The following is a 15843-nucleotide window of genomic DNA, read 5'->3' on the forward strand; positions in this document are numbered from 1 at the left end:
CTGGGCGATCATGGTTAATCAAACCTTACTTTTCACCTGCGGCCGTTCGCCCAAAACTTGCCGCAACCGGCGCGCCAACTCTGCTCAGGGACGCTTGCGTGGGGGCGCATCGGACTGGGAGTGGACGGCCATGATGATCAAGACGGCGGGAGGACCCGGCGCGGTCAGCCCCTTTGACTATGGCGAACGGAAGACCCGACTGCCCCGCGCGACCTGGGTGGCGATCGGTGTGGTGGGACTGGCCCATGTGGCCGCCGGGGCGCTGCTCTATTACCAGCGGTTCGAAATGCCGCCGGCAGAGATCGTGCCCGATCCCCCGACCATCCGGATCGACATGATCCCTTCGATCAAGCCGCCGCCGCCCGCCAATGCCGATCCCCAGCCCCCGGCCCCGACGCCCGTCTTCAACGAGACGCCCGCGCCGACTCAGCCGACCGAGGTGCTGGTCGTGCCGCTTAACGAAGACCCCGTCGCCACCCGCCCGGGCCCGGTCATCAACCTGACCCAGCCGGTTCGCGATGCCGAACCGTCCGGCACCGGCACGGTGCCTGCAGAGCCGGCCGCAAACCCGATCATCAGCCAGCCTGACTGGGTCCGCCGACCCAGCGCGGCCCAGATGGAACGCGCCTATCCCGAACGCGCCATGCAGGCCGGGATCGGCGGGACGGCGACCCTGCAGTGCGTGGTCCAGGGTGACGGCTCGGTCGGATCGTGCGCCGTTACCAGCGAGACGCCGAACGGCTATGGCTTCGGCCGGGCGGCATCCAGCCTCTCACGGCATTTCCGCATGAGCCCACGCACCGTCGATGGGCGGGCCGTCTCGGGATCACGCGTCAATGTGACGATCCGCTTCGCGCCGCCGGTAGAGGATTAAGGGGCTGCTGCGTCATTCCGGGCCTTCGCCGTGCGAAGAACCCGGAATGACGACGCTCAAGCCGGTGCAGAGTCGGCAATGACGTCCAGAACGGCCTGGGCCGCCAGGTCCGAAGGGTTCGGCCCGCCGCGCCCCATCAGGTCCAGCGCGGCGGTCTGTCGTGCCGCCTGATCCTGGCGCAGATCGTGATTGGACAGCAACCGCCCAACGGCGGCGGCGAACCGTTCGGGCGTGGCGTCCGCCTGGATCAGCTCGCGCGCGATCTCCTCGTCAGCGGCGGTGTTGAACAGGGTCGCGAACTTGCCCGTGAAGAAGGGCCGCATGATCGCATAGCTGAGCGGATCGAACCGGTAGCCGATGACCATGGGAGCCCCGGCCAGGGCCAGCTCGGTCGAGACGGTGCCACTGGTGGCCATGGCTACGGTCGCGGCCTTCATGGCGTCGTACTTCTCCGCCTCCTGCACCAGCTGGACGCGGAATGGCCAGGTCGCAACGCGCGCCGTGACGTCCTCGGCGACCGTCCCCGCCACCACCACCGCGACATTCAAGGCCGGATCGGCCGCCTTCAGGCGCGCCACCGCACCTTCGTAAACAGGCGTCATCCGCGCAATCTCGGACGGGCGGCTGCCAGGCAGGACCAGAAGGAGCGGCGCGTCCGGCGCGATGGCGTGACGCGCGCGGAACCGGGCACCGTCCGCACTGTGCATATCCACATGCAGGGCCTGCGACCCCACGACCGTCGTCGGCAGGCCGGCGCGCTCGAAAAACGGCGCATCAAAATGATAGAGCGCCAACAGGTGATCCACCGCCGCGGCCAAGGTCTTCGCCCTGCCCGGGCGCGAGGCCCAGACCTGGGGTCCGACGTATTTGATCAGCTTGATGGCCGGCATCTCCGCGCGGATCGCCTGGGCCACGCGAATGGTAAAGCCCCAGCTGTCGATCAGGATGACAGCATCCGGACGTTCGCGCCGCGCCAGGGCGACCGTATCGGCCACTCGCGCCTTTACCCGGCCATAGGCCCGCAAGCCGTCGATCCAGCCGAAGATGGACAGGTCCGCGATGTCGAAGGGGCTGACGATGCCCTCGTCCGCCATCCGCGGTCCGCCCACGCCGACGAAGCCGATGTCAGGACTGCGGGCCCGCAGAGCGCGCGCCAGACCGGCCCCCAGGGCGTCGCCCGAGGCCTCGGCCGCAACCAGCATGATCTTCAGTCCGCTCATCCGCCCTCGCCCCAGACATAAAGGCCCAGGCGGTCGGCGGCGGCGATAACGGCAGGCCGGTCGATCACGATGACCCGTCCGGCCACGCCACCCACGCCCGCCAGTCCAGCCGCAGCGGCCAGCTCGATCGTGCGGGTGCCGATAACAGGCATGTCGACCCTGAGATCCTGGATAGGCTTGGGCGCCTTGCCCAGCGCACCCTTGCGAGCCGCGTCCGAACCCCGCAGGTCGGCTGGCAGGCCCGCGACACGCATCAGCATGGCGTCCGTCCCCTCCTGAGCCTCGACCGCCAGCACCAGGCCGTCACAGACGACCGCACCCTGGCCAATATCGAGTTCGCCGGACTTTTCGGCGACATGCAGCGCCTTCTTGAGATCGGCCAAGTGCGCTTCAGACGGCACGACGGCGCCCAGGGCACCGGCGGGAAGGGTCTCACCGCCCAGAATGTCGTCGGCCCCCAGCACGGCATAGCCTTCGCCCTCGAAGATCGAGAGGATCTTGCGCAGCAGGGCGTCGTCCCCCTTGGCCGCTGCCGCCACGATGCCGGGCAGCAGGGTCGCGCCCTTGAAATCGGGCTTCAGGGTCTTGAAGTCCGGCCGGTTGACGGTGCCGGCGAAACACACAGCCTCGCATCCTGCCTTCTTGAGGGCCGACAGGGTCCGTCCGATTTCGGCCATGCCCGCATCGATTCCGGGATAGCGGGCAAGGTGGGGATCGGCGAACCCGGCCAGCCGCACCACGAACACCGGCCGTCCCTCCGCCTCACAACGGGCGGCCACCGAGACGGGCAGAGCCCCGCCACCTGCGATCAGGCCCAGTTTCGCGGGCGCTGTCATTCGCCGGGCAGGCACAGCGGACGCTTGGCCCCCGCCCGGATGAAGGCGACGATCTCCATGATCTCGGGCAGATCGGCATAGGTGGCTTCGACCGTGTCCAGTCGATCGGCAAAGACCCCCTGCCCTTCGAACAGGTCGCGGAACGCAGCCAGCAAGCGCCGCACCGCGTCCTTGCCATAGCCCTTGCGCTTCAGGCCGATCAGGTTGAGGCCGTGAAGCTGGGCGTGATTGCCCCAGGCCGAGCCATAGGGAATGACATCGCGTGTGACGGCAGCCAGCCCGCCGACGATCGCCCCCTGGCCGACCCGTCCGTTCTGATGAACCGCACACAGTCCGCCGAGGAAAACCTTGTCGCCGACCTGGGCGTGCCCGCCCAGTGTCGCCTGGTTGGCCATGACCACATGGTTACCCACCACCGCATCATGCCCGACGTGCGCTCCGGTCATGAACAGGCCGTTTGAGCCGACCCGTGTGACGCCGCTGCCCTGGGGCGTTCCGCGGTTGAAGGTGCAATGCTCGCGGATTGAGTTGTCGGACCCGATTTCGAGGCGGACCGGCTCGCCCTTGTAGCCATTGTGCTGGGGGTCGCCCCCGATCACGGCGAAGGGGTGGATGATCGTCCGCTCGCCCACCGTCGTATCCTGCTGGATCACGACATGGCTGACCAGATGCACCCCGGCGGCCAGGGTCACGCCGGGCCCGACCGTGGACCAGGGTCCGATCACCACATCCTCGGCCAGCCGGGCCGAGGAATCGACAATGGCCGTGGGGTGGATATGCGTCATGCGTCGACCGGCTGGGCCACGGTGACGACCATGGCCATGAACTCGGCCTCGGCCGCCAGCTTGTCGTCGATATAGGTCTCGCCCTTGAACTTGTAGGCGTCGCCGCGCGCGCGGGTCACCACGACCTTCATCTTCAACTGGTCGCCGGGACGCGCCGGCTTCCGGAAGCGGACGCCGTCGATCGACATGAACATGATGACCTTGCCCTCGACCGCGACATCCATGGTCTTGGACATCAGCAGGGCCCCGGTCTGGGCCATGGCCTCGACGATCATCACGCCCGGCATGACGGGGTCAATGGGGAAGTGCCCGGGGAAATAGGGCTCGTTGTGGCTGACGTTCTTGATCCCGGTGATGGAGGTGCCGGCCACGAAGTCCTCGGCCCTATCCACCAGCAGGAAGGGATAGCGGTGCGGCAATCGGCGCATCACCTCGGCATAGTCGATCTTGCCGTCGTCACTCATACAGGGCCTCGTCTAGCAGCAGCCTTATCCGGCGCGCGTCTTTCCTGACGCCTGTTTGGCGAGCCAGATCGCTTCGCGCAAGGATTGTCGCAGGGGCTTGGCCGGATATCCCGACCAGGTTTCGCCCGCCGGAACGTCCGCCAACACGCCTGCACCGCCTGCAATCCGAGCGCCGTCGCCGATGGTCAGATGGTCGCCGATGCCCGCCTTGCCCCCGAACATGACGTTATCGCCGACCGTCACCGAACCCGAGATTCCGGTGTGCGCCGCCAGCAGGCCATTGCGCCCGATGACGCAATTGTGGGCGATCATGACCAGATTATCGATCTTGGTATTCTCGCCGATCACGGTGTCGGCATAGGCCCCGCGGTCGATGCAGCTGTTGGCCCCCACGGTGACGCCGTCCTGGATGATCACCCGGCCCAGTTGGGGGACATCGACTGGTCCGAGAGCCGAAGGTGCCGCGCCAAAGCCCGCCTCGCCGATACGGGCACCGGCCATGATCTTCACCCGGTCGCCGATCAGGGCAAAGCCGATGGTGACATTGGGACCGACAGCACAGCCACGGCCGATCTGAACCCCTGGCCCAATGACAGTATTGGCCCCGATCCGCGTTCCCGAACCGATCCGGGCCCCGGGGCCCACGACCACGCCGGGCTCAAGCACGACGGTCTCGTCTTCGGCCGCCTCGCTTGAAATGGTCCGGTCCAGCGCAATGGGACAGTGAAGAAGGGCCGACACCCTGGCCCAGGTCGCCTGCGGTTCACGCGTCGAAAGGACGGCCGCCCCGGTCGGCGCGGCATCCACCGACCCGGGGTGCACGATCACGCACCCGGCCTCTGTTTTCGCCAGCAACGAGGCCAGCTTGCGATCTGAAAGGAAGGTGACCGACTGCGGTCCGGCCGTGGCCAGGGGGGCGACGGATGTGATGACCGTGTCGCCGCCCCTTACCAGTTCCGCCCCCGTCCGCGCAGAGATTTCGGCGACCGTCAGCGGTGCCAGAGTCTCGAAAAAGCGCGGATCGGGCACGGAGCGTTGTGACCTTATTGTGCCTGCTGCTGGTCGACCGGCACTTGCAGGCGGTTGAAGCTCAGCGACGGCAGGGCGACGTTCAGACGCTCGATCACCGTCGGCGTGATGTCCATGGCCGGGTTCATCAGATAGACCGACTCACGGTCCAGCAGCAGGCCGCAGCCGCGCTCCTGATAAACGGCAACGATGATCGGATCGACGGCCGTCGCGATGGCGCGGCGCTGGACGTCCAGCGTGTAGCGCAGCTCGTTCTGGCGGGTTTGTTCCAGCTGCTGAGCCTCACGGATGCGCTGCTCGACGGCCTGGCTGCGCGACTGCAACTCGGCGGGCGGGATCGAGGCCCGACCCTGTTGCAGGGCGGTGATCTCGGTTTCGATAGACTGGGCGTAGGGAGCCAGTTCGCCGGCCACTTCCTGGGACAGGGCGTTCATCCGCGTGGACACCGACTGGCCGACGGTCGACTGGGCCAGGGTCTGGGCACCGTAATAGACGCAGACGCCGGGGATGGCCGGGCCATAGTTGGCGGGAGCCTGGGCCTGAGCGAGGGCGGACGAGGCCATGAGGGTGGCCAGAGCGAACACGCCGGAAGCGAGCAGTTTCATCGTAAGCCTTTGTGCGGACAGGAACGCGCCGCGGTTTAGAACTGAGTGGAAGTCGAGAACCGGAAGGTCTCGGTCTTATCGAATTCTTCTTCGGCCAAAATCTGGCTGATGTCGAAACGGATCGGACCCATGGGCGAGCGCCAGTGAATGCTGATGCCAGCCGAGGCACGCAGCGAAAGCTCATCGGCGATCGTCGCATCCGGCAGACCGGCGCTGGTCAGGGTGTAGCGATCGTCGAGCAGGCCCAAGGTGCCGATATCCACGAACAGCGAAGTACGGATGCCGTACTCTTCCGGCAGACGGTTCGGCAGGGTCAGTTCCAGCGTGCCGATGGCGTAGAAATTACCGCCCAGAGCATCGGTGGTGGTCAGGTCGCGAGGCCCCATGCCCGCCGTCTCGAAGCCGCGGAAGCTGTTGCCGCCCTTGAAGAAGCGGTCGTTGATGCGGATCGGGTCGCCGTTCCAGCCGGTGACATAGCCGGTCGAAGCCTGGGCCGTGACCACCCACTCGGGCGTGATGCCCCAATAGGCAGAGACCTCGGCCTCGGTCTTCACATAGTTCACGTCGCCGCCGATGCCGGCGAAATCCTGACGCAGCGATCCGGTCCAGCCGCGCGTGGGACGCACGGGATCGTTCCGACGATCCACCAGCAGGGTGTAGCCCGCCGAGGAGTTGAGGAAGGAGCCAACCTGGTCGCAAAGCGCGTTCGAACCCGAGCCGAAGCTTTCGCAATAGCCGTCCGGAACGATGATTTCATCCGACTTGATGAAGTAGCGCGTGCTCAGCAGCGTGTAGCCGTTCAGCGGATAGGAGATCCGCAAGCCCGCACCGGTCGAGCGATAGTCGTAGGACGAATATTCGCTGAGATCATAGCGGCTGTGGAAGACGTCGAAGCCCGCACGCAGGTCCCGGCCCAGGAATTTCGGCTCTGTGAAGCGGAAATCGACCTGCTGGCGCAGCGAGCCCCACTCGACCCGGGCCACCACGTTCTGGCCACGCCCGCGGAAGTTCCGCTCGGAGATGCCAAGGTTGATGACGAAGGAGTCGACCGAACTGAAGCCCGCGCCGACCGACAGCTCGCCGGTAGGCTGTTCCTGGACCGTGACGTTGACGATCGACCGGTCGGGCGCGGAACCGCGCGTTTCCTCGATCGTGACGTCCTTGAAGAAGCCCAGGGCCCGCAGGTTGTTGCGCGACCGTTCCACCAGGGTGCGGTTGAAAGCGTCGCCTTCCGTCAGCATCAGTTCGCGCCGGATGACCGGATCGATCGTGCGCGTATTGCCGATGATGTTGATGCGATCGACATAGACGCGCTGACCTTCACGGATGTTGAAGGTGACGTCGACCGTGTCGGTATCGGGGTTGGCCGAATAGGTCGGGTTGATCTCCACGAAGGCATAGCCCGCCGAGCCCGCCGCATAGGTCAGAGCATCGACCGCCTGCTCGATCTTGTCGCTTTCGTACAGATCGCCGGACTGGATCGGCAGCAGCAGCTTGAGGAAGTCCGCATTCAGCCGGTCGTTCTCGGTGACCACCTGAACGTCGCCGAAGTTATAGCGATCGCCTTCATCCACGGTGATGGTGATGCCGAAGGCCGAGTCGTTCGGGGCCAGTTCGGCAATCGAAGACACAACGCGGAAGTCGTAATAGCCGCGGTTGGTATAGAATTTCCGCAGCTGCTCGCGGTCGTAGTCCAGCCGGTTCGGGTCGTAGTTGTCGTTGGAGGTGAACAGCTTCCACCAGCTCGAGGTCTCGGTGACCATGACCTCGCGAAGTTCGCCGTCCGAGAAGGCCGTATTGCCCAGGAAGGTGATGGCCCGCACGCCGGTTTCGGGACCCTCGTCGATCTCGAAAACCACATCGACGCGGTTCTGATCCAGCTGAACGATCTGGGGCGTGACGGTTGCCGAAATGCGGCCCGACAGGCGGTACAGTTCGACGATCTTGCCGACGTCATCCTGGACCCGGGCGCGGGTATAGATGCCGCGCGGGCTGATGGTGACTTCTTCGCGCAGCTTGTCCTCGGTCAGGGCGCTGTTCCCCTCGAAGACCACCTGGTTGATGATCGGGTTTTCGACGATCTGGACGATCAGGTCGCCGTTCGGCTGCACGCCGATCTGGACGTCGGCAAACAGGTTGGTGCGCGTCAGGGTGCGGACGGCGACGTCCAGCACAACCGGATCCACCACATTGCCGGGCTGGATGGGCAGATAGGACAGCACCGTCGTCTGGTCGATGCGCTGGTTGCCCTGCACCAGGATGCGATTGACGACGACGCGCTCGTCTTCCTGGACGGGTGCCGTCTGCTGCGGGGCCTGTTGAGGCTGGATCGCCGGGGCCGGAGGCGCGGCGGCTGTGGGCGGCGTCTGGGCCCAGGCGGGCGCGGACAGGCCGGCGGCGGCGATCAGGGCCAGGACGCTGGAGCGTCCGGCCAGCCGGAAGGAGAGCAGGTCGGTCTGGATCATACGGTAAACCATCGGGGGCTGGCGGCTCATGATGCGAGCCCGCCGAGGAAGGAGAACAGGCCGTTCTTCTGGAAATCGTTCCAAGTGGCGAACAACATCAAACCTGCAAGCAAAGCAAGACCGACCCGATAGCCGGCCTCCTGAACGGCGGCTGCCACAGGCTTCTTCGCCACAGCTTCATAGGCGAAAAAGACCAGGTGACCCCCGTCCAGAACCGGAATGGGCAGCAGGTTTAGAAAACCAATTCCGATCGAAAGTATGGCGGCAAAGCTGGTCAGCGTCCGAAGCAGGTTCAAGGCCATATAGCCCGGATCGGGGTTGGCCTTGATCGCCGCATCGGTCAGGGCTCCGGACGCCTTGGCGATGCCGACCGGCCCGCTCAGCTGGTCGCCGCTCTCGCGCCCTGTGAGAATACGCCCCAGGTAGGTGGTGGTGGTGCCCAGCACATCGCCGACCTGCATCACGCCCTGCCCCACCGCTTCGATGGGATTATAGCGGATGTGGCGCACGTCGTCAGGGCTGGAGGCCAGGCCAAGGCCCAGGCGGCCGATGCGGACATTGCCTGCGATCGGGTCTTTGACCTGCGTCCGCTGCGGCACAGCCACCAGTTCGATCGCATTGCCGCCGCGCTCGACGCCGAAACGCACCGACGTGTTGCTGCTCAGTGACACAACACGGATCACATGCTGGCTGTCCTTGGCCGGGCGCCCATTCACCTCGGTGATGAGGTCGCCGGGACGGAAACCGGCCGCGGCCGCCGCAGAGCCCGGCTCGACCGATCCCACTCTGGGCGGAACGACCTGCGAGCCGATGGCGCTGAAAAGCACAGTGAAGATCAGGATCGCCAGGATGAAGTTGGCGGCCGGGCCCGCCGCCACGATCAGGGCGCGCTGCCACACCGGCTTGAAATGGAAGTAGTCCCTTACGGCCTCTGGCCCATGCTGGGCTTCAATCCGGGACCGCAACTCGGCCAGTCCCGCCTGATCCGGCACGCTGGAGGCGTCCAGGTCGCCGGCGAATTTGACGTATCCGCCCAGGGGCAGCCAGGCCAGCCGCCATTCGGTGCCATGGCGATCGCGGCGGCTGACGATGGTCTTGCCGAAACCGATCGAGAACTGGTCGATCTTGGTCCCAAAGGCGCGCGCGACGCCGAAATGACCCAGTTCGTGGATGGTGACGATGACCGTCAGCACCAGCAGGAACGGCACGATGTAGATCAGGACCTGGCCCAGGACGTTCAGCATGCCGACTTTCTAGTCTCCCGCCCTCAGGCCGCCCTGGCGAACCGTTCGACGACGCCCTGCGCGATCCGGCGGGCCTGCGCGTCCACGGCCAGGGCCGCGTCGCAGGCGTCTCCGATGTCGCAGGCCGTCCCCGATGCCGTCGCCCCATCAAGCGTGTCGGCGATGACTGCGGCAATATTGAGAAAGGGCAGCCGACGGTCAAGAAAGGCCAGTGCCGCCACCTCATTGGCCGCGTTGAACACCGCTGGTGCAGCGCCCCCCGCGATCAGGGCCTCGCGTGCCAGCCTCAGGGCCGGGAAGCGCTCCATGTCCGGCGCTTCGAACGTCAGTTGGCCCAGGGCCGCCAGGTCCAGCCGGGGCGCAGGCCAGGCCAGCCGGTCTGGCCAGGCCAGGGCACAGGCGATCGGCGTCTTCATGTCCGGCGGCCCCATCTGGGCCAGGGTCGAGCCGTCGATGTATTCCACCAGACTGTGGATGATCGATTCGGGATGGACCACGACATCGATCCGATGGGCCGGCATGTCGAACAGATAGGCCGCCTCGATCGTCTCCAGTCCCTTGTTGGCCATGGTGGCACTGTCGACCGAGATCTTGGCCCCCATGCTCCAGTTGGGATGGGCGACCGCCCGCTCTGGCGTCACGCCGCGCAGTTGCTCCAGCGGGGTCTGACGGAACGGTCCGCCCGAAGCGGTCAGAACCAGCCGCGACACCCGCTCGGGGGCTTCGGCGGGGAAGACCTGAAAGATCGCCGAATGCTCGGAATCCACCGGGATCAGCTGCCCCCCGCCGCGCCGAACCCGCTCGATCAAAGCGGGGCCGCAGCACACCAGACTCTCCTTGTTGGCCAGAGCCAGGGTCGCGCCGGTCCTCGCCGCCGCCCAGGCCGACTTCAGGCCCGCCGCCCCGACGATCGCCGCCATGACCCAATCTGCAGGCCGCGTCGCCGCCTCGACAATCGCCGCCTCGCCCGCCGCCGCCTCGACCCCGGTACCCGCCAACGCCTGGCGCAGTTCGTCCAGGCGCGCCGGATCGGCGGTGACCGCAACGCGCGGCCGCCAGCGCCGGGCCTGCTCGGCCAGACGCGCGATGTTGGCACCGCCGGTCAGGGCCTCGACCTCGAAATGCCCGGTGCCGGCCGCCTGGGCCTGATCCATCAGGTCCAGGGTCGAGCAGCCGACGGAGCCTGTGGACCCCAGGACGGTGACGCAACGGCGGATCATGCCGCCTGCTCCAGCATCAGGACGATAAGGCGGCCCAGCGCCATCACCACGACCGCAAACATCAGGCCGTCGACCCGGTCCAGTAGCCCGCCATGGCCGGGAATGAGAGTGCCGGCATCCTTGACCCCGAATCGCCGCTTCAACGCCGATTCCCACAGATCGCCCGCCATGGTCGCCGCTGCGCCGGCCAGACCCAGTACCGCACCCCAGGCCGGATGGGGCAGATCCAGTTCGAACATCAGGGCGATCAGCCCGCCCGCGATCATCCCGCCGACCAGCCCGCCGATGAAGCCGGACCAGGTCTTGTTGGGCGAGTATCGCGGCCACAGCTTGGGCCCGCCCATGACGCTGCCGGTCAGGTAGGCCATGACGTCCGAGGTCCAGGTCACGAAGAACACCAGCATGATCCAGTTCAGGCCGATGACCGAATGGTCGTCACGCAGCCAGATCATCAGGATGGCGGGCCAGCCCAGATAGAGCACGCCATAGGCGGCATCGATGCCTTCCTGGCCCAGGCGCTTGGCGAACAGAGCGGCCGCCCAGCCGCCGAACACCAGCACGACCAGGCCGACGGACATGAATCCCAGATGCACCGGCACTGCGGCGGCGATCAGCACCAGGGCCACGGCCCCCGCGATCGGCCAGGGCCGTGCGGGCGCGCTCATCACCGCCCACTCTCTCGACAGCAGAAGGCAGGCTCCCAAGATCAGCGCCAGGAACCACAGCCCCCCCGCCCAGGTCGCCAGCACTGCGGCCGGAGCCAGAACGGCGGCCGAGGCCACCCTTATACCGATGTCGCGGACGCTGACGGCCATCAGCCTTTGGCCCTTGCGGCCTTGGACGAGGCCGGATGGCGTCCCCCAAATCGCCGGTCGCGATTGTGATACTGGGCCACAGCATCGCCCAGCGCCTCTGCCCCGTAGTCGGGCCACAGCACGTCCTGAAAGACGAACTCCGCATAGGCGGCTTCCCACAGGAGGAAGTTCGACAGCCGCTGCTCGCCCGAAGTCCGCACGATCAGGTCAACGGGCGGACCGCCCGCACTGGACAGGCCCAGCGCAAAGGCTTCCTCCGTCAGGGGACCGGCGGCCTCACCCCGCGCCACCTTGTCGGCCCAGGCCTGGGCTGCGTCCACGATGTCAGCCCGTCCGCCATAGTTGAAGGCCACCTGCAGCAGAAAGCGATCATTGCCCGCCGTGTTGGCCTCCGCCTTGTCCACGATGGCGGCGATGTCGGTCGGCAGGCCGGCCCGTCGCCCCAGGATGCGGATCCGCACGCCTTCCTTCTTCAGGCGATCCAGATCGCTGCCGACATAGGCCCGCACCAGGCCCATCAGGTCCGAGACCTCCTCGGCCGGACGTTGCCAGTTCTCGGTGGAAAAGCCGAACACAGTCAGGCAGCGGATGCCGAACCGGGGGGCCGCCTGCACCGTGCGCTTCAGGGCCTGGACCCCTTCGCGGTGGCCCATGGCGCGCGGCAGTCCGCGCCGCTCGGCCCAGCGGCCGTTGCCGTCCATGATGATGGCGACGTGGTGCGGCCCCTGTGGGGGCTGACCGTCCTCGAAGGATGTCGCGGCGGTCTGCACCGTCATGTCAGTCAGGCTCCCGGGTCAGACGCACCCGTCAAACCTGCATGATCTCAACTTCCTTGACCTTCAAGGCTTCGTCGATGCGTTTGATGGCCGCGTCGGTGTCCTTCTGGACTTCCGTCTCCATCTTTTTCTGTTCGTCCTGGCTGATCTCGCCCGCCTTTTCGGCCTTCTTCAGCTCTTCATTGGCGTCGCGGCGCACATTGCGGACGGCGATCTTCTGCTGCTCGGCATACTTACCGGCCAGCTTCGCCAGCTCCTTGCGGCGCTCCTCGGTCAAGGGCGGCACGGGAATACGCAGCGTCTGGCCATCGACGATGGGATTCAGGCCCAGACCGGCCGCGCGGATCGCCTTCTCCACCGGGCCAACCATCCCCTTGTCCCAGACGCTGACCGAAATCATGCGCGGCTCGGGCACGCTGATGGCGGCCACGGCGTTCAAAGGCGAAGTCGAGCCATAGGCCTCGACCCGCACCGGCTCCAGCAGACCGGCATTGGCACGGCCCGTCCGCAGGCCGTTGAACTCTTCTTTCAGGGCGGCGACGGACTTGTCCATCCGATCGCGGACGGCGTTCAGGTCAGGCTTGGCCATGGTTGTTTCTCCGGTCTTCTTGTCTTGGTCGGTCGTCAGGCAGCGTTGCTGATGACGGTGAACACGCCTTCGCCCGTCAGGGTCCGCCGCAGCGAATTATCTTCGCGGATCGAGAAGACCACGATCGGAATGTCGGAATCGCGCATCAAGGCGATGGCCGAGGCATCCATGACCTTCAGATCCTTCGCCAGCACATCGTGATAGGTCAGGGTATCGTACCGCGTGGCCGACTTGTCCTTCTTGGGATCGGCCGTATAGACGCCATCCACGCTGGTGCCCTTCAGCAGGGCGTCACAGCCCATTTCGGCAGCGCGCAGCGCAGCCCCGGAATCGGTGGTGAAGAAGGGTGCACCCACCCCGGCGGCAAAGATGACCACCCGGCCCTTTTCCAGATGCCGCAGCGCCCGACGCCGCACATAGGGTTCGGCCACCGCATTCATGGTCAGAGCGCTCTGCACCCGCGTCTGCACGCCGATCTTTTCGAGCGCCGCCTGCATGGCCAGGGCGTTCATCACCGTGGCCAGCATGCCCATGTAGTCGGCCGTGGCGCGTTCCATGTCGCCCGCCGCCTTGGACAGGCCGCGAAAGATGTTGCCGCCGCCGATGACCAGACAGATTTCCACGCCTTCGCGCGCGACCTGGGCCACAGCCTGGGCCACGGTCGCCACGGTCTTCATGTCGATGCCGTAAGCCTGATCGCCCATCAGCACCTCGCCCGAGACCTTCAGAAGCACCCGCTTGTAACGGAACTCGGGATTGGCGTCGGGCATGGGAAATCGGTCCGTGTCGGGATTCGGCTGCTTCTTATAGACGAAGGGCGCGCCGGGCTTCAAAGCCCAACGCGCCCCCCGATGACCTAAATTGGTCGATCCGGTCTTAGTTGCCGCCCATCATCGAGGCGACTTCCGAGGCGAAATCCGGTCCTTCGACCTTCTCCACGCCCTCGCCCAGAGCCAGGCGGACGAAGCCGGCCAGGTGCAGGCCCGGCGCGCCCAGTTCCTTGCCCGTGTCGGCGACCAGCTGTTCGATGGTCACGTCCGGGTTCATGACGAACGGCTGCTTGGTCAGCACGACGTCCTTCTGGAACTTGGCGATCTGGCCCGAGACGATCTTGTCGATCATGTTCTCAGGACGGCCTTCTTCCTTCGCCTTTTCGGTCAGGACCTGACGTTCTTTCTCGATCGCGGCCGGGTCCAGATCGTCGGTGTTCAGCGACAGGGGCGCAGTCGCCGCGACGTGCATGGCGATCTTGCGGCCCAGCTCACGCAGCGCCGTCTTGTCGCCGCCGCCGTGCAGGGCAACCAGCACGCCGATGCGGCCCAGGCCCGGTGCCACCGCGTTGTGGACATAGCTGGCCACCACGCCTTCATCGACCGACAGGCGGGCGGCGCGGCGCAGCTGCATGTTCTCGCCGATGGTGGCGATCATGCTGGTCACTTCGTCCTGGACCGTCTTGCCGGCTTCCAGTTCGGCACCGTGCAGGCCCTCGATCGTGGCGTGGTCCAGGCCGAGCTGGGCGAAGGACTTGGCGGCATTCTGGAACAGCTCGTTCCGGGCGACGAAGTCGGTCTCGGAGTTGAACTCGATCGCGGCACCGATCTCGCCGGCACCGACTTCCTTGGACGCCACGGCGACCAGGCCTTCGGCCGCGACGCGGTCAGCCTTCTTGGCAGCCTTGGACAGGCCCTTGGCACGCAGCCAGTCGATGGCCGCATTGATGTCGCCGTCGGTCTCTTGCAGGGCCTTTTTGCAGTCCATCATGCCGACGCCAGACTTGGCGCGCAGTTCCATGACGAGGGCGGCAGTAATCTCGGCCATTGTATAACTCCTTGGTCTTCGTATGCGGGAACGGCCGGGGAGTTACCCCGGCCGTATGTCAGTTTCACCGTCGATGAAAGCGCGCTGGCTTAGACCGCGGCCTTCTCGGTTTCGACGGCGTCGTTGGCTTCCGACGTGGCGGCCTGGGCGGCTTCGTCGGCGACGGCGGGTTCGGCAGCCGCTTCCAGTTCAGCGGCGACGCCTTCAGTTCCGGCCGGGGCAGCCTCAGCCGGAGCCGGCGCAGAGGCTTCGCGCAGCATCGGCTCCACCGGAGCTTCCGAGGCACCCAGGTCGATGCCCGAGGCCGACTGGCCGGCAGCCAGGCCGTCCAGGACGGCGTCGGCAATCAGGTCGCAGTAGGTCTGGATGGCGCGCGCGGCGTCGTCATTGCCCGGGATCGGATAGGTGATGCCGTCCGGATCGCAGTTGGTGTCCAGGATGGCGATGACCGGGATGTTCAGCTTGCGGGCTTCCTGGATGGCGATCGCTTCCTTGTTGGTGTCGATCACGAACATGATGTCGGGCAGGCCGCCCATGTCCTTGATGCCGCCCAGCGACAGTTCCAGCTTGTCCTTCTCGCGCTGCAGGTTCAGCAGCTCCTTCTTGACCCGACCTTCGCCGCCGGTTTCCAGCACGCCTTCCAGTTCACGCAGGCGCGCGATGGAGCCCGAGACGGTCTTCCAGTTGGTCAGGGTGCCGCCCAGCCAGCGGTTGTTCATGTAGTACTGGGCCGAGCGCTTGGCCGCAGCCGCGATCGGCTCTGACGCCTGGCGCTTGGTGCCGACGAACAGGACCCGGCCACCCTTGGCCGCCACGTCGCGCACGGCGACCAGCGCCTGGTGCATCAGCGGGATCGACTGCGACAGGTCGATGATGTGGATGTTCGAGCGCGAGCCGAAGATGTAGCGGTCCATCTTCGGGTTCCAGCGGTGCGTCTGGTGGCCGAAGTGCGCGCCGGCTTCGAGCAGGGTGCGCATGGAGAATTCAGGCAGAGCCATGATGTCAGTCCTTTTTCCGATTGATCCGCCGCAGGCGCTTTAAAGGTCGTCTTGACCCTCGGAACGGCCCGACCCGGGATGTCTCCCCGAACCACGCCACGCCTG

16 protein-coding genes are annotated in these 15843 nt (G+C 66.2%); 1 reads left to right on the forward strand and 15 read right to left on the reverse strand.

From position 1 onward, the window contains the following. The first annotated feature begins 130 nt into the window (after positions 1 to 130). A complete protein-coding gene (locus JIP62_RS04050) occupies positions 131 to 874 on the forward strand; it encodes a TonB family protein (protein ID WP_201103643.1) in 744 nt (247 codons plus the stop codon). Between the two features lie 56 nt (positions 875 to 930). Here the strand turns inward: JIP62_RS04050 and lpxB are convergent, their stop codons facing one another. From lpxB to rpsB, 15 genes are all read right to left on the reverse strand, one after another. After that, positions 931 to 2094, reverse strand: a complete 1164-nt coding sequence (gene lpxB, locus JIP62_RS04055) for a lipid-A-disaccharide synthase (RefSeq protein WP_201103644.1) — start codon at positions 2092 to 2094, stop codon at positions 931 to 933. Beyond that, the gene (lpxI, locus tag JIP62_RS04060; protein WP_201103645.1) at positions 2091 to 2930 is read right to left on the reverse strand and encodes a UDP-2,3-diacylglucosamine diphosphatase; all 840 of its coding nucleotides are present in this window, start codon (positions 2928 to 2930) and stop codon (positions 2091 to 2093) included. Before lpxI ends, lpxB begins: the two co-directional genes overlap by 4 nt. Continuing rightward, positions 2927 to 3715, reverse strand: a complete 789-nt coding sequence (gene lpxA, locus JIP62_RS04065; RefSeq protein WP_201103646.1) for an acyl-ACP--UDP-N-acetylglucosamine O-acyltransferase — start codon at positions 3713 to 3715, stop codon at positions 2927 to 2929. The genes lpxI and lpxA overlap by 4 nt, the downstream gene beginning before the upstream one ends. Next, positions 3712 to 4179: a 3-hydroxyacyl-ACP dehydratase FabZ gene (fabZ, locus tag JIP62_RS04070; RefSeq protein ID WP_201103647.1), complete on the reverse strand. Its 468-nt coding sequence runs from the start codon at positions 4177 to 4179 to the stop codon at positions 3712 to 3714. Before fabZ ends, lpxA begins: the two co-directional genes overlap by 4 nt. A 24-nt stretch (positions 4180 to 4203) precedes the next feature. Next, on the reverse strand, positions 4204 to 5208 hold the full coding sequence (lpxD, locus tag JIP62_RS04075; protein WP_201103648.1) for a UDP-3-O-(3-hydroxymyristoyl)glucosamine N-acyltransferase: 1005 nt from the start codon (positions 5206 to 5208) through the stop codon (positions 4204 to 4206). 14 nt (positions 5209 to 5222) lie between these two features. Beyond that, positions 5223 to 5813 carry an OmpH family outer membrane protein gene (locus JIP62_RS04080; protein ID WP_201103649.1) on the reverse strand — a complete coding sequence of 197 codons (591 nt, stop codon included), beginning with the start codon at positions 5811 to 5813 and terminating at the stop codon, positions 5223 to 5225. Positions 5814 to 5848: 35 nt separating this feature from the next. Next, positions 5849 to 8278, reverse strand: coding sequence for an outer membrane protein assembly factor BamA (gene bamA, locus JIP62_RS04085; protein ID WP_230974898.1), 2430 nt, complete (start codon positions 8276 to 8278; stop codon positions 5849 to 5851). 26 nt (positions 8279 to 8304) lie between these two features. After that, positions 8305 to 9522, reverse strand: coding sequence for a M50 family metallopeptidase (locus tag JIP62_RS04090; RefSeq protein WP_201103650.1), 1218 nt, complete (start codon positions 9520 to 9522; stop codon positions 8305 to 8307). Between the two features lie 23 nt (positions 9523 to 9545). After that, entirely contained in the window at positions 9546 to 10742 is a 1197-nt protein-coding gene (gene dxr, locus JIP62_RS04095) for a 1-deoxy-D-xylulose-5-phosphate reductoisomerase (RefSeq protein WP_201103651.1), read from the reverse strand. After that, the gene (locus JIP62_RS04100) at positions 10739 to 11557 is read right to left on the reverse strand and encodes a phosphatidate cytidylyltransferase (protein WP_201103652.1); all 819 of its coding nucleotides are present in this window, start codon (positions 11555 to 11557) and stop codon (positions 10739 to 10741) included. Before JIP62_RS04100 ends, dxr begins: the two co-directional genes overlap by 4 nt. Beyond that, entirely contained in the window at positions 11557 to 12333 is a 777-nt protein-coding gene (gene uppS / locus JIP62_RS04105; protein ID WP_201103653.1) for a polyprenyl diphosphate synthase, read from the reverse strand. Before uppS ends, JIP62_RS04100 begins: the two co-directional genes overlap by 1 nt. A 31-nt stretch (positions 12334 to 12364) precedes the next feature. After that, complete coding sequence (gene frr / locus JIP62_RS04110; RefSeq protein WP_201103654.1) at positions 12365 to 12922, reverse strand: ribosome recycling factor; 558 nt, start codon at positions 12920 to 12922, stop codon at positions 12365 to 12367. A gap of 35 nt (positions 12923 to 12957) precedes the next feature. Next, positions 12958 to 13692 carry a UMP kinase gene (gene pyrH, locus JIP62_RS04115; RefSeq protein ID WP_201103655.1) on the reverse strand — a complete coding sequence of 245 codons (735 nt, stop codon included), beginning with the start codon at positions 13690 to 13692 and terminating at the stop codon, positions 12958 to 12960. Positions 13693 to 13798: 106 nt separating this feature from the next. Continuing rightward, complete coding sequence (gene tsf / locus JIP62_RS04120; RefSeq protein ID WP_201103656.1) at positions 13799 to 14740, reverse strand: translation elongation factor Ts; 942 nt, start codon at positions 14738 to 14740, stop codon at positions 13799 to 13801. A gap of 89 nt (positions 14741 to 14829) precedes the next feature. After that, positions 14830 to 15738 (reverse strand): 30S ribosomal protein S2, encoded by a 909-nt coding sequence (gene rpsB / locus JIP62_RS04125; RefSeq protein WP_201103657.1) that lies wholly within the window; start codon positions 15736 to 15738, stop codon positions 14830 to 14832. Between the last annotated feature and the right edge of the window lie 105 nt (positions 15739 to 15843).

The sequence above is a fragment of the Brevundimonas vitisensis genome (genome assembly GCF_016656965.1).
GTDB classification, from domain to species: domain Bacteria; phylum Pseudomonadota; class Alphaproteobacteria; order Caulobacterales; family Caulobacteraceae; genus Brevundimonas; species Brevundimonas vitisensis.

Excerpts from the sequence above, each read along its gene's own strand:
- JIP62_RS04050 (WP_201103643.1), top strand. The coding sequence starts at position 131 with ATGATGATCAAGACGGCGGGAGGACCCGGCGCGGTCAGCCCCTTTGAC.
- lpxB (WP_201103644.1), bottom strand. The coding sequence starts at position 2,094 with ATGAGCGGACTGAAGATCATGCTGGTTGCGGCCGAGGCCTCGGGCGAC.
- lpxI (WP_201103645.1), bottom strand. The coding sequence starts at position 2,930 with ATGACAGCGCCCGCGAAACTGGGCCTGATCGCAGGTGGCGGGGCTCTG.
- lpxA (WP_201103646.1), bottom strand. The coding sequence starts at position 3,715 with ATGACGCATATCCACCCCACGGCCATTGTCGATTCCTCGGCCCGGCTG.
- fabZ (WP_201103647.1), bottom strand. The coding sequence starts at position 4,179 with ATGAGTGACGACGGCAAGATCGACTATGCCGAGGTGATGCGCCGATTG.
- JIP62_RS04080 (WP_201103649.1), bottom strand. The coding sequence starts at position 5,813 with ATGAAACTGCTCGCTTCCGGCGTGTTCGCTCTGGCCACCCTCATGGCC.
- bamA (WP_230974898.1), bottom strand. The coding sequence starts at position 8,278 with ATGATCCAGACCGACCTGCTCTCCTTCCGGCTGGCCGGACGCTCCAGC.
- JIP62_RS04090 (WP_201103650.1), bottom strand. The coding sequence starts at position 9,522 with ATGCTGAACGTCCTGGGCCAGGTCCTGATCTACATCGTGCCGTTCCTG.
- dxr (WP_201103651.1), bottom strand. The coding sequence starts at position 10,742 with ATGATCCGCCGTTGCGTCACCGTCCTGGGGTCCACAGGCTCCGTCGGC.
- JIP62_RS04100 (WP_201103652.1), bottom strand. The coding sequence starts at position 11,557 with ATGGCCGTCAGCGTCCGCGACATCGGTATAAGGGTGGCCTCGGCCGCC.
- uppS (WP_201103653.1), bottom strand. The coding sequence starts at position 12,333 with ATGACGGTGCAGACCGCCGCGACATCCTTCGAGGACGGTCAGCCCCCA.
- frr (WP_201103654.1), bottom strand. The coding sequence starts at position 12,922 with ATGGCCAAGCCTGACCTGAACGCCGTCCGCGATCGGATGGACAAGTCC.
- pyrH (WP_201103655.1), bottom strand. The coding sequence starts at position 13,692 with ATGCCCGACGCCAATCCCGAGTTCCGTTACAAGCGGGTGCTTCTGAAG.
- tsf (WP_201103656.1), bottom strand. The coding sequence starts at position 14,740 with ATGGCCGAGATTACTGCCGCCCTCGTCATGGAACTGCGCGCCAAGTCT.
- rpsB (WP_201103657.1), bottom strand. The coding sequence starts at position 15,738 with ATGGCTCTGCCTGAATTCTCCATGCGCACCCTGCTCGAAGCCGGCGCG.